The organism is Paraflavitalea sp., from assembly GCF_059502485.1.
Genome location: NZ_JCACET010000010.1, coordinates 458,862 through 471,618 on the forward strand (window position 1 = coordinate 458,862; position 12,757 = coordinate 471,618).

Consider the following 12,757-nt stretch of genomic DNA (forward strand, 5'->3'; position numbering starts at 1 on the left):
CAGCATGTTATTCAATTACCGTTTCGCAGGCAGTAGTACCGTAACCAGTACTTCGCATATGACAGGGTTGTCGTTTGCGCCGGATACGTTGCGGGAAAGCGCGTGGTTTGTAGGCAAGCTGCATAAAAAGCTGGCTTTCCGCGAAGCTATTTCTGCCCTGCATGATGTAGTGGTCAGCGATCTCCGCTTCAAACCCAGGGACAAGACTGATTATAAAGAGTGGGCAGCGCAAAATGAAGCCATGCTCCTGGCGGAATTCATGGCGAGCTACGATGCACAGGCTGTCAATAACCGGATGGCGGAGATCAAAACTGAACTGGCAGCTATCGTAAAACAAAAGGACAGACTACTCTCACCTTTTTACAAGGCAAGAAGTAAATATTACAGTTATCTGTACGAAAAGAACCGGGAAGCCTGGTATGTGCTGGACCCGGTGATCACCATTCACCCCGATGAACTGTTCTTTGAATGCTTCAGTGAGGATGAATCCACTTATGGTAAGCTGGGTTGTAACTATAATGTGTTCAAAGAAGTGAACGATTACAAGTGTGGCACTACCAATGTTGATTATTCCACCGGGTTGTATGAAGAGTTTCAGAAGATACGGGATTATAAGGAGACTGAACTGAAGGTAGACCCTACTGGTTTTACAGTACAAACCACACATGAGGAATCTTTCAAAGAGAAAAAAATCGATCTGCCTGATAGCTGGGTACGTGGCTTTTTGCAGGTGAGCAGCGCCATGACGATGCCCACTATTCAGCTGGAGCTGCACCCGATGGATATTTACAGCATCTGCTCGGTGCTGCGCCGCTTCAAAGAAAAACGAGGTCCACGCTCACTGCGCTATGTATTGGAGCCCGGTCACCCGGTGAAGGTAGTATTTGAACCCTGGGGCAAAGAGATCATCTGCGCGCGCAGTATATATACCGGTGCAGTAAGCCAGGAGATCAGGACCTGGGGCAGAAGAAGGCTGCTGATCCTGGAAAGGTTGATACCGGTTGCGAAGAAGTTTACCGTACACCTGCTGGGTACCGGTTTGCCTGCTTTTTATATTGCCGACCTGGGCGATATGAACTTTACACTTGGCCTTAGCGGCTGGACAAGCAACGACTGGAGCCATGCCGGCAACTTCGATCTGCTGGCGCCACGCCTCTCTGTTGAGGACGCCGTCAAGCAACAGGTGTTTGCTGCGCTGCAAAAGGAATGGCTGGCCACTTCGGCACAGATAGCGCAGAAACTCAACATCGATACCGCGAAAGTATCCGGTGCTTTAAGTGCCTATACGCAGGCAGGACGTGTGATCTATGATCTCAACAGTGACGTATACCGCCTGCGGGAACTGAGCCGGGAGCCTCTGCCTTTCGACAAACTGCGCTTTGACAACCCGCGCGAAGAACTGGCAGCCCAATTACTCGCCTCACAGGAGGTAAAAGTGAGTTCAAAAATCATCTTGCCGGAGAATTATCTTGAACTGACGGGAACAGTGAAGAGCGCCCGGAAGACGTTCAACCCGAAACTGGTGATTGATCAGGATGAAAAGATCAGGTCGGCCCATTGCGACTGCAGTTATTATATCGAGAACAAACTATATAAAGGACCTTGTGAGCATATGCTGACCATACGACAGGCATTCAATAAAACGAGAATTGCAGGTAATGGCCTGAAATAATAACAAGGATAATCATTAAAATAAGTAACAGCAACCTATATTTGTTAACCGCTTTTCGTGTTCTTTGACAGAGGGAAAAAAGATATGCACCTTGCTTCCGAAAGGAAAGGGCGATGTTTCGTCGTCCATGCAACATGAACTACTCATGCATCACCAAATGTAATCTTTACTATGGCATACCGGGTACTAATTGCTTTTAGCAGTACAGGCCCGGTGTGCCCTAAAAGCAATTAGTACCCGGTATGCCTTGCGTTGATTAATCTGGTCACCGGCTTGCACGAAGGCAGCATTATTTCCCTCTGTCAGAACATGATTTCCATTTCACTCATCATGGCCGATAAGCAACTCACCCGCCAGCAACTGTATGATCGCATTCGCGAAAGCACCAAAGATGCCGTAGTGCTGGAAGAAATGAAACGTCTTGGCTTCTGGCCCAAAGAGGAGCAATCTCCCTCTGTACCTGAATTGCTGATCAAACAGGAAGCTGATCTCAATAAGGAGTTTAACCAACTGCTCAACCAGCAGCGCCGGTACCAGAATAAGGAAGCCGTGCTGAAGGAAATGCGCATGAAGCGCATGGCCGATGCCAAAGCCAAACGCGAAGCCAATAAGAAGAAGCGGGAACTGCAACGGCTGGAGAAAGCCGAGGCCTGGAAAAAACGAAAGACCACAGAGATCATTTACCTTGGTGAAGACGTATCTGTCGGTTTAAATAATATCGAGGCCAACGTAGCTGCTTTACAAAAGCACCAACTCCCTGTTTTTTCCAATGAAACGGAACTGGCGCAAGCCATGGGTATTACTTTGCCTGACCTGCGTTTCCTTGCTTTCTCACGAAAAGTGTCAAATATCTCCCACTACCGGAAATTTTACCTGCCTAAGAAATCGGGCGGCAAAAGGTTGATCTCTGCTCCCATGCCGAGGCTAAAAAAAGCTCAGTACTGGATACTGGAAAACATACTGAATAAGGTGGCTGTACACACTTCGGTACATGGCTTTACGCTCAACCGCTCTATCCTCAGTAATGCATTGCCCCATGTTGGCAAAAAGGTAGTATTGAACATAGACGTAAAAGACTTCTTTCCTTCCATCCATTATAAAAGGGTAAAGGGCTTGCTGCAACAATTGGGTTACTCCGAAAAGATAGCCACCATCTTATCGCTGCTGTGTACAGAAGCGGTGACAGAAGAGGTAGAGATCGATGGTAAAAACTATTTTGTACAGAAGGGAAACCGTGTGTTGCCGCAAGGTGCACCTACCAGTCCGGCCATTACCAATATTCTCTGTTATAAGCTCGATCTGCGCCTGCAGGGGCTGGCGACCAAACACCAATGCCAGTATACGCGCTATGCCGACGATGTGACGTTTAGCTGGAACAGCAACGACATCAACGCGCAGCAAATGGTATGGCGTGTCAAAAAGATATTAAGTGATGAAGGGTTCACCGTACACCCCGATAAGATACGCGTCATGCATCAGGGCGCGCGTCAGGAAGTGACCGGTATTGTAGTAAATGAGAAACCGGGCATAGACCGCAACAAGCTGCGCAAGTTCCGCGCATTGCTGCACCAACTGCAAACAAAAGATGCTGCTGTATTACTACCGGGTGCGGAAAGTCCGGCCAATGTAGTCATTGGTTACGCCAACTTTGTAAGACAGGTAAAACCAGCGCTCGGTGCCGTCTTTGCCAAACAGATCGATCAATTATTCCAAACAGGCCGGCTGCAATATGTAGTGAAAGAAACGCCGCCCACCGGCACGAATAATGATACACCTCCTGCTAAATCCGGCAATGATAAGGAACCTCCTAAAAATGATGATGACAAGCCGTGGTGGAATGTGGTGTAGCGCTCTTATTTTAGTTTATCGGAGATCAGCGCATTCAAATCCGGCTTGACATCTTCCAGCCAGTTATAGCTACCAAATATCTCCACTTCGATAGCATCCTGCATTATTCCAATAAAGAGAGCTGGTATCCAACAGTACAGGTACTTGTCAGTAACAAAAAACCAGGTGTCGATAGGAGGAATATCGGATTCATCTACAAAGCCACTGGTTGCGGCAACCGGGGCTCCGTCATGGGTTGTGATGTCAATTTCAAAAGCCAGTATTTTTCCTTTCGCAAGCGGAGACTCAATACTACTTGTATCGTTGCGGAGATTCATTACCTGATCCAATATATCAGGATAGTTAAATATAAGAGGGGTAGCAATCCATGGCTCATCGGGTGAATACCAGGAATAAAGGGGTCTCCCCTTAGATACAGGATTGACAGTACGAAGTACCCTGGAATAATCAATAGTGGCTATATTTTCAATGTTGCCTACAATCTTATCGGTCCAATGAATCGTCTTTTTGAGATTGAGGTAAAACACGTCTTTGTCGATATTGGCAGGCTCGTTCCAGGAAGAGAAATTCCTTTGCGGATAACCAGCATATATCGGCTCTTCTTCATCAGCAGATCGCTTGCCGGACCCTCTACGTACATTTCTTGCTATAGTAACTATAGCTACAACAGACGCAACAAGAATAATGAGATACATATAATTTGAGATACTAACTGAATCTTTGGGTTATTTCAATCAAACCTATGATGTTGCTGTTAAACTCTTCCAGTTCTTCTGCCGGCACCCACAACTCGTTGTGGATCTCTCCACCTACATTCTGTACTTCAAACTTTTTAACGTAGTCGGTTCGCACATGGAACTTTGTAACGAAACCCGATCCGGAGGCAGGCACATTCCAGTCCCTGGCAATTTGAATGGCATATTCCTCATTCATTACGGGATAAAAAATGGGTTGTTGAAGCAGTCTTGGAGGAAATTTAGTCCAGCCGCTTTCTTCAATCAATGCCAATTCCTTAGGACCAACAGGTCTGTATAATACGGTTGTTTCTACGGGCTGCATGTTAATACACTGCGTTTATTCTCAAATGTAATACGAAGTGGTGGGAAAATTGTGGGAAGCAGCTATTCAGTAGCTTTTATTACTTTAAACCGGTTGATATTATCATCGTACACAATATCAGCCACCTTTATATTACGATTGGTTAAAAGCCAAACGTCTACATAAGGTCCTTCAATGGAATAGCTTCGATTAACCAAGGGGGAGCTTGTTTTTGCATGTACATTGAAATAACATATGTCCTGAAAAACTGTATCACCCAGGAAAACTATTTTATAATTCCTGTTCGGCTTTAAATGAAGTGTATACTTTCCCTGAGAATAATGTTTCCCAACAATAGGTTTTAGCTTTTTGATGGTATCTGTTTTATTCCCATCCACATCTATCACCCAAATATCTATATCACGCACCTTTGCTTTCTCAGTATCGATACGTCCGGAGATGGTTAAAACATGACCTTTTTGCGCATAAACAGGTAATGACTGGCAACAATATATTGTTACAAGTGCTATAAGTAGTATTCTTATCATTACTACGCTTAGATGCCAATCGAAAGTTTTTCCATAAATGGCTTATCCTACCCGCCACCCATCGAAAGGCTTTACGGTAGCGCAACTGGGTGTGCCGTCTTTTCCTTTTCCCGGCACGGTGGTTTGCAGTACATGGCCAGCACTGGCAGCTTTTTGCACCATGGCCCAGGTGATGCCGCGCAAAGGAACTTTCAACCTGCGCGTCCAGGGAGAATCCGGTTGGCCGGCCATAGTGCCAATGCTCAGATAAATGAATCGCTCGCCTACAGGGCCATGTACAAAGGGGCCGGCAAAGTCAGGCTGTTCATCTTTTCCTGTTTTTACTTTTATAGGGAATGTATAGGTGAGATCGTTGCCGGATGATTGTTGTATCTGCAGGATTTCGTGCTTATTACCACTCCCCTTCTGCAGGCCGGTCTTGACGCCCGGTACGGGCTTTTCCAATATGATCGTACAAGTGAGTTCCTGATCCATGATTGACAAGGTAGATAAAAAATAACAAAACCGCCTGGAGAACCAGGCGGTACCTACAAGAAACCTATATATCGCGTTGCCTATCGCGCTACGTTGAGTCTGAAAACCGTGTTGTCTATTTCCAACAGGTACAGACCGGGATTGACATCGACCAGGGAAACCTGCGGCAGCCGTATGTCGGGATCGATGCTCACACGCTTCACTACCCTGCCTTCGAGGTCTTTGATCGTAATGTTTGCCGTCTTACGACGGCCAGTTATGTAGATGGCGTTACCAGCCGGGTTGGGATAAAATCCAATATTGCGAACGGGAGCAGTCGTCTGCACAGTAGACTCACGCGGGCGCAAAGGAAGTGTGGTCGGGCTCGCATAGTGTACGGTGACGCTGATGTAATCTATACGTGCCGACAATGCCAGGGCAACCAAACCCGTTTGCATAGAAGCAGCGATCGCCACACCGAACCCTGCCGAATTGATGTCGGCGGGCATCCAGGTAGTGCCCCACATATCCGCAGCGCCTCCATAAGTAGCCGTGGCATCGCCACTACCCCAGTTGACGCCACTGGCATGGTTCGTTCCCGTTAGCACACCATTTTTAACAATGCGCACATCGGCATCCTGCACTACGCATCCCACGCCAAGGCCTCCTGCGCTTCGTTCAACTGACACTGTAATGCCACAAATGGTAGAGCCTGCCGGTATCGAAAACCCCAATCCACCTACCTGTATATAGTTGGTATTGGCGGTTGCCAGTATGCCAAGTGCTTGTGTAGATATTGCATAGTTATTATCTGTCAGGAGCACATCGCTTAATGTGTTCCAGACAGCTGTTCCTATTGATGTGTTATTGGAAGAGGTGCTAACACCGAATGGCCCTGCCGGAACACATTGTGCAGTTGATTCTTTGTTGAAAAATACAAGACATAGTAATGCCAGTGAAAAGGATGGTCTTTTCATACTTTGGGTTTAAGGATTAATCAATAGATGTCTGTCCGGTGAACATCAAGTGTTCCGGGTAAGCAGATATGCCAACGAAAATTTTGTTGGAAATCCACGAAGGTTCCTTGCAAGGATGACAAGAATGTTTGCCGGTGAAAGGATAAGGTTCTACGACATGTAATGGCGGGCTGTGTAGGAGAGCCCATACTAATCAGCAGGCATTAACCAAACAAAAAGGATATACAGGTGAGTTGCTCCTTTATAACGAGGGTGATGATCCGTTTATGATAATAAGATTTAATTTATATTTTTTATTGCTTTAAATCAATGATGGAAGTCAACAGATTATCTATACCGTTAGTAATCTATGGGAAAACACTTACATGCTTATGCTAAAATGCGTGCTAAAACAAGCGGGGCGGCACCATTTGGAATAGTAATATCTAAAATGAAAAAGGGTGAGCCGCTCTTGAAGAGCGGCTCACCCTTTTCTTTAAACTTATCTTCAATTATATCACAAATCCATCAGGCAGTATCGCGCCTTTTTTAACGACTACGATACCGTCTTTAATGGTATATAAAGAGTGATCAGTATTCTCAAGGTGTTCGCTGCCGTTGATGCGTACATCGTTGCCGATGCGGCAGTTCTTATCGATGATGGCATTCTTGATGTAACAACGATCACCAATGCCCAGCGTAGGCAATCCACGTTCCTGTGCATGGGACATCTCCGGAATTGTTTCATAATAGTCTGTTCCCATCAGGTAGCTGCTTACAATTGTAGTGCCGTAACCAATGCGGCTGCGTATACCAATCACACTGTGCTCGATGCGGCTGGCATTGATGATACAGCCTTCGGAGATAATTGCTTTCTCCAGGGTAGTACCACTGATCTTTGCCGGCGGTAGCATGCGCGCGCGTGTATATACTGCATTGGAATTATCAAACAGGTTGAAAGGCGGTATTTCATCTGTGAGCGCCAGGTTGGCCTCAAAGAATGAGTAGATATGACCGATATCGGTCCAGTAACCATCATATTGATAGCTGGCCACTTTGTAGTTCTCCAATGACTTGGGAAGGATCTCTTTACCGAAGTCGGTGCAATCTTTATAGATATCCATCAACAGGTCGTTGAGCAACTTGCGGTTGAAGATGTAGATACCCATAGAAGCGAGGTAGTCTCTTCCCTGACCATGCATTTCAGGGCCGGTATCGCTCGACCAGTCGGGCAACAACTCTTTCTTGGGTTTCTCTATAAATGACGTGATGAGATTGTTGTTGTCTGTTTTCAGGATACCGAAGTCGGAAGCTTCTCTTGCTGCAACCGGGATGGTGGCGATAGAGATATCAGCGCCTGAATCCTTGTGGTTTTGCAGCATCTTCTGAAAGTCCATCTGGTAAAGCTGGTCGCCCGACAGAATGAGCACATACTCGCACTCGTGCTGGTTGAGGTGGCGGAGTGACTGGCGCACCGCATCCGCAGTACCCTGGTACCAGGAAGGGTTATCAGGAGTTTGCTCTGCCGCCAATATATCGACAAATGCACTGCTGAAAATACTAAAGTGGTAGGTGTTCTTGATGTGCTTGTTCAACGATGCGGAGTTGAACTGTGTAAGCACAAACATCCGGTTGATACCTGAGTTGATACAATTGGAAATAGGAATATCCACCAGGCGGTATTTCCCGGCAATTGGTACAGCAGGCTTTGAACGACTCGCTGTAAGGGGGTATAACCTTGTCCCGGCTCCTCCACCCAGAATGACAGCAATCACTTGTTTACTCATAACTGTGGGTTTTATATTTGATCAGTGCGTTATTCGGCAATCGGCAGTCGTGAATCAGCAATTGGATTTCCCAAAGCATCATAACAACGACTTTCTATAATAGTTTATCCTAAGGCAGCATGGTATACATCTATATACTGCTGAACACTGGTTTCCCAGCTGAAATCGAGCTGCATCATCTGCCGGCGGATCTGTTTTAAGGTGTCTTTCTGGTGATACAATTCTGTTGCCCGGTACACAGCATGGGTAATATCGCCTACACTGGTGTTGTTATAGCAGATACCATACCCACCCGGTTCACCATAATCGATGACCGTATCTTTCAGGCCACCGGTACGCCTTACCATGGGTATTGTACCATAGCGCATGGAATACATCTGGTTGAGCCCGCAAGGCTCTACCCGCGAGGGCATCAGCAGAAAATCCATGCCGGCATACATGGTATGGCTCAGTCCTTCATTGTATCCTATAAAGACATTATAATCGTATTGCGACATTGGCTGGATAGCCTGCAGACCGGCTTCCACTTCGGGGAATCCACTGCCCAGCATCAGGAAGTTCATGCGACGGCCAATGTGGTTGAAGGAATCCCGGATGGCCTGTGGTAACAAATCGGCTCCCTTCTCTCCTACCAGCCTGCCGATAAACCCGATGAGTGGCTTATCGAAGTCGAGGGAAAACTGGTCGCACAACTGCATTTTATTCTTGGCCTTGCCGGCTTCCATATCCTCCAGCGAATACCGGTGTACCAGGTACTCGTCGACCTGCGGGTCCCACACTTTTACGTCGATGCCGTTCAGTATGCCAGAACACTTTCCTTTTTCGTATTCGAAGAGCGCTTCGAGCCCATTGCTCATGTACCTGAGCTCGTTCATGTAGCTGGGGCTTACGGTTGTTACTTTATCGGCGCACTTGATACCGCTGGCCAATGGGTTGATGGTCTTGTTCCACTCCAGCAAGCCCCAGCGCCAGGTATCATAAGAAGGTATAAAAGTGCCCCGGTTCCATCCCATCCATCCCTGGTATTCGGCATTATGGATGGTGAGTACAGTACGTATGCCGGATATTGGCTGGTATTTGTGACAGTATTTCAGCATGAAGGGGATCAATGCTGTATGGTGATCGTGCACATGGATAATGTCTGGCGTATGCTGCCAGGCATTGATCCAGTCCAGGACAGCGATCTGGAAGGCAGTAAAGCGCTCGGTATCGTCACTATACCCGTATACCTTTTCCCTGTCGAGCAGGCCATTGATATCTACGAGGTACAGATCGAAGCCCAGCTTGTTGGTCGCTTCTTTGATAATGGTGAAGTCGAACCAATAGTTACCCAGGTTGGTATTGCCCTTGTGGACTACTTCCCATTGGTTGGCGTACAGGAATTTTGTACGGTACATGGGCATCACTACTTTGGCGATATGCCCTGCTTCATTAAGGTATTTAGGTAAAGCACCCACTACATCGCCCAATCCACCTGCCTTGGCCACTGGATAACATTCTGCGCTAACGTGTAAGATCTCCATGCTGTTCTAACAATTGGTGTGCATAAATCCCTGTCAATTTAGGAAGGATTTTGATTCATTGTTGCACAGGTAATAAAAAAGATGAAAGAATTGATATGCGTCGGGCAGCCCATATTTGAAGTATCATTACAAAACCTACATTTGCGGCACTATTCCTTGCATAACTTATAAATTTTAGCCTCCTCATAGCGGTGAAGGCAAAAAACAACTACTTTTAAAAAATTTTTACTAACAACTGCTAAAACGGTTCTGCATGAGTCAACAAACAAAATGGTCCCAGTTCGGCGTACTTATTATAGTATTCTTTTTCTGGGGCTTTGTAGCGGCATCCAACAGTATCTTTATCCCTTTTTGTAAAAAGTTTTTCAACCTCGATCAGATCCAGTCACAACTGGTAGGTTCTGCCTTTTATGGCGCTTACTTCTACGGCTCTCTTATCCTGTATTTAATGTCTGTGATCGGCGGTACCGACCTGCTGAACAAGATCGGATATAAAAAAGGTATCATTTATGGTTTGTTGATCTCTGTGGTAGGTGCGCTGGCGCTGGCATTCATCAGCGGCTCCGGCAATGCTACTTTCCCGCTCGTATTATTGTCCTTCTTCATCATAGCGCTGGGGTTTTCGCTGCAGCAAACTTCTGCGCAGCCTTTCGCCATCGCGTTGGGTAGCCCTGAAACAGGTGCTCACCGCCTGAACATGGGTGGCAGCGTAAACTCTTTCGGCACCTTGCTCGGACCACTGGTAGTTAGCGTGGTGCTGTTTGGTAGTGTTGCAGCTAAGAAAGAGGCTTCTATTACCAATATCCAGACACTGTATTTCTTCCTGTCCGGCTTGTTCCTGGTAGCAGCGGCCATCTTTGCTTTTGCCAAGCTGCCCAAAACCACTTCGAATGAGAAGCTGGAAAAAAGCCCCAAAGCTTTAACGACCTTATTAATTATAGGTCTTATTTTCTTACCGGTACTGTTTGCCGACTATGTAAAGGAGCAAACCGGCATCAGTAAAACAGCTATTGTGGTAGGTTCACTGATCATTATCCTGCTCATCCTCTTTTCGAGCATGTTCCTGTCTGCGAAAAACAAGGAAGGATGGGGCGCGATGGCTTATCCTCAACTGGTGTTGGGCATGATAGCCATCTTCGTATATGTTGGTGTGGAAGTAACTATCGATAACAACTTTGCCGCGCTATTGAAACTGCCTGAATTTGGTGGGTATGACGAATCAGAGATTGCTCACCTCGTATCACTGTATTGGGGTAGCTTGATGATCGGCCGTTGGACTGGCGCCGTGAGTGTGTTTAATCTGCCTAAGAATACTAAAAAAATATTGGGCCTCGTGGTTCCCATCGTGGCCTTTGGTCTCATCCTGTTGGTAAACTGGCTGAAGGGTGATAATGTAGCGGAGGAGTTCCTTCCTTACCTCATTCCTATCGCTATTGCAGCGTTTGCCTTCCTGTTTGCCGAAGAAAAACCCGTTAAGCTGTTGTTAACGGTATCGGTACTGGCCTGCATAGCCATCATCATTGCGCTTACAACTACCGGTATGATTGCAAATTTTGCAATCATCAGCTGCGGTCTTTGCTGCTCAGTAATGTGGCCTTGTATTTTCGCATTGGCCATTACTGGTTTGGGTAAATATACCAGTCAGGGTTCTGCCTTCCTGATCATGATGATCCTTGGTGGCGCTATCATTCCGCCTGCACAAGGTGCTATCATCGACCTCGATCAGGCCAGACTGACACAGGGTGCAGGAGGTGCTAATTTCACGCATCTTTCTTATATCCTGCCGCTGGTTTGCTTTGCATATCTTGCATGGCACGCCATCAAGACCAAAGGTGTGTTGAAAAATCAGGGTCTGGATATCGACGCACAGGTAGCAGGTGCTCATTAATTCAACGAAAATAATTTGTAATTTCGCCCCCGCTCCAGCGGGGGTATTTTTATATAATAACTAATCATGGCAATCAGTCAGCGTCAAGAGCTTGCAATAGGGATAGACATTGGTGGTACCAATACTGTATTTGGCATCGTTGATCATCGTGGTGATATCTCATACCGCGGCGCTATTTCCACCAGGAAGCACAATAATGTTACCGATTACATCAATGAACTGTATGAGGCATTGCAACCGGCCATTGAAGAAGTGGGCGGCATTGGCGCTATAAAAGGTATCGGCATTGGCGCTCCCAATGGCAATTACTATAACGGCACCATCGAGTACGCCCCTAACCTTCCCTGGAAAGGTGTTATTCCTTTAGTGCAACTGATGACTGGCAAGTTCATGGTGCCCTGCTCGCTCACCAACGACGCCAATGCGGCGGCTGTAGGTGAAATGATGTATGGCGTGGCCCGTGGCATGAAGGATTTCATCATGATCACCCTGGGCACTGGTGTGGGCAGCGGCATAGTTGCCAATGGCCAGCTGATCTACGGTCACGACGGCTTTGCCGGTGAGCTGGGTCATACCACCATCATCCCCGACGGACGTAAACACAAAGGCACCGGCCTGCACGGTTCGCTCGAAGCGTACGCTTCTGCTACCGGTGTAGCCCTTACCGCTATAGAGTTTCTCGAAAAAGATCCACACCGCGATAGCCTCTTGCGCAACTACGCTAAGGAAGAGATCGATAGCCGCATCGTTTACGACTGCGCTATACAGGGCGATAAACTGGCGCAGGAAGTATATGAGTTTACCGGTAAGGTGCTCGGCCTGGCGCTGGCCAATTTCGTGATGTTCTCTTCTCCCGAAGCCATCATCCTCTTTGGAGGTATGACCAAGGCCGGCGACCTCATTCTGAAGCCCACACGTGAGCACATGGAGAAGAACATGCTGCCTATCTTCCAGAACAAGATCAAGCTGCTGTTCTCTGAACTGAAAGAAGCAGATGCTGCCATCTTAGGCGCCAGCGCACTGGTGTGGGAAATGAAGGGATAA

The 12,757-nt window shown here is 47.0% G+C and carries 11 protein-coding genes; 4 read left to right on the plus strand and 7 right to left on the minus strand.

The window, feature by feature from the left end; genetic code table 11:
- Positions 1-4: 4 nt before the first annotated feature.
- Positions 5-1,672, plus strand: coding sequence for an SWIM zinc finger family protein (locus AC5JBY_RS19125; protein ID WP_495906244.1), 1,668 nt, complete (start codon positions 5-7; stop codon positions 1,670-1,672).
- Positions 1,673-1,981: 309 nt separating this feature from the next.
- Entirely contained in the window at positions 1,982-3,520 is a 1,539-nt protein-coding gene (locus AC5JBY_RS19130; RefSeq protein ID WP_495906245.1) for a reverse transcriptase family protein, read from the plus strand.
- 5 nt (positions 3,521-3,525) lie between these two features.
- Here the strand turns inward: AC5JBY_RS19130 and AC5JBY_RS19135 are convergent, their stop codons facing one another.
- From AC5JBY_RS19135 to AC5JBY_RS19165, 7 genes are all read right to left on the minus strand, one after another.
- Entirely contained in the window at positions 3,526-4,215 is a 690-nt protein-coding gene (locus tag AC5JBY_RS19135; protein WP_495906246.1) for a hypothetical protein, read from the minus strand.
- 13 nt (positions 4,216-4,228) lie between these two features.
- Positions 4,229-4,579 (minus strand): ADP-ribosylation/crystallin J1, encoded by a 351-nt coding sequence (locus AC5JBY_RS19140; protein ID WP_495906247.1) that lies wholly within the window; start codon positions 4,577-4,579, stop codon positions 4,229-4,231.
- 62 nt (positions 4,580-4,641) lie between these two features.
- Positions 4,642-5,106 carry a hypothetical protein gene (locus tag AC5JBY_RS19145; protein WP_495906248.1) on the minus strand — a complete coding sequence of 155 codons (465 nt, stop codon included), beginning with the start codon at positions 5,104-5,106 and terminating at the stop codon, positions 4,642-4,644.
- Between the two features lie 42 nt (positions 5,107-5,148).
- Complete coding sequence (locus tag AC5JBY_RS19150; protein ID WP_495906249.1) at positions 5,149-5,580, minus strand: DUF5990 family protein; 432 nt, start codon at positions 5,578-5,580, stop codon at positions 5,149-5,151.
- 80 nt (positions 5,581-5,660) lie between these two features.
- Positions 5,661-6,536 (minus strand): T9SS type A sorting domain-containing protein, encoded by an 876-nt coding sequence (locus tag AC5JBY_RS19155; protein ID WP_495906250.1) that lies wholly within the window; start codon positions 6,534-6,536, stop codon positions 5,661-5,663.
- Positions 6,537-7,027: 491 nt separating this feature from the next.
- Positions 7,028-8,302, minus strand: a complete 1,275-nt coding sequence (locus AC5JBY_RS19160; protein ID WP_495906251.1) for a glucose-1-phosphate adenylyltransferase — start codon at positions 8,300-8,302, stop codon at positions 7,028-7,030.
- A gap of 104 nt (positions 8,303-8,406) precedes the next feature.
- Positions 8,407-9,825 (minus strand): glycogen synthase, encoded by a 1,419-nt coding sequence (locus AC5JBY_RS19165; RefSeq protein WP_495906252.1) that lies wholly within the window; start codon positions 9,823-9,825, stop codon positions 8,407-8,409.
- A gap of 253 nt (positions 9,826-10,078) precedes the next feature.
- Here AC5JBY_RS19165 and AC5JBY_RS19170 point away from each other — a divergent pair, with 253 nt between their 5' ends.
- A complete protein-coding gene (locus AC5JBY_RS19170) occupies positions 10,079-11,713 on the plus strand; it encodes an MFS transporter (protein WP_495906253.1) in 1,635 nt (544 codons plus the stop codon).
- 66 nt (positions 11,714-11,779) lie between these two features.
- Positions 11,780-12,757 (plus strand): ROK family protein, encoded by a 978-nt coding sequence (locus AC5JBY_RS19175; protein ID WP_495906254.1) that lies wholly within the window; start codon positions 11,780-11,782, stop codon positions 12,755-12,757.

What these genes read in the sequence shown, in the direction of transcription:
- AC5JBY_RS19125 (WP_495906244.1), top strand. Translation starts at nt 5, where the DNA reads ATGTTATTCAATTACCGTTTCGCAGGCAGTAGTACCGTAACCAGTACT.
- AC5JBY_RS19130 (WP_495906245.1), top strand. Translation starts at nt 1,982, where the DNA reads ATGATTTCCATTTCACTCATCATGGCCGATAAGCAACTCACCCGCCAG.
- AC5JBY_RS19135 (WP_495906246.1), bottom strand. Translation starts at nt 4,215, where the DNA reads ATGTATCTCATTATTCTTGTTGCGTCTGTTGTAGCTATAGTTACTATA.
- AC5JBY_RS19140 (WP_495906247.1), bottom strand. Translation starts at nt 4,579, where the DNA reads ATGCAGCCCGTAGAAACAACCGTATTATACAGACCTGTTGGTCCTAAG.
- AC5JBY_RS19145 (WP_495906248.1), bottom strand. Translation starts at nt 5,106, where the DNA reads ATGATAAGAATACTACTTATAGCACTTGTAACAATATATTGTTGCCAG.
- AC5JBY_RS19150 (WP_495906249.1), bottom strand. Translation starts at nt 5,580, where the DNA reads ATGGATCAGGAACTCACTTGTACGATCATATTGGAAAAGCCCGTACCG.
- AC5JBY_RS19155 (WP_495906250.1), bottom strand. Translation starts at nt 6,536, where the DNA reads ATGAAAAGACCATCCTTTTCACTGGCATTACTATGTCTTGTATTTTTC.
- AC5JBY_RS19160 (WP_495906251.1), bottom strand. Translation starts at nt 8,302, where the DNA reads ATGAGTAAACAAGTGATTGCTGTCATTCTGGGTGGAGGAGCCGGGACA.
- AC5JBY_RS19165 (WP_495906252.1), bottom strand. Translation starts at nt 9,825, where the DNA reads ATGGAGATCTTACACGTTAGCGCAGAATGTTATCCAGTGGCCAAGGCA.
- AC5JBY_RS19170 (WP_495906253.1), top strand. Translation starts at nt 10,079, where the DNA reads ATGAGTCAACAAACAAAATGGTCCCAGTTCGGCGTACTTATTATAGTA.
- AC5JBY_RS19175 (WP_495906254.1), top strand. Translation starts at nt 11,780, where the DNA reads ATGGCAATCAGTCAGCGTCAAGAGCTTGCAATAGGGATAGACATTGGT.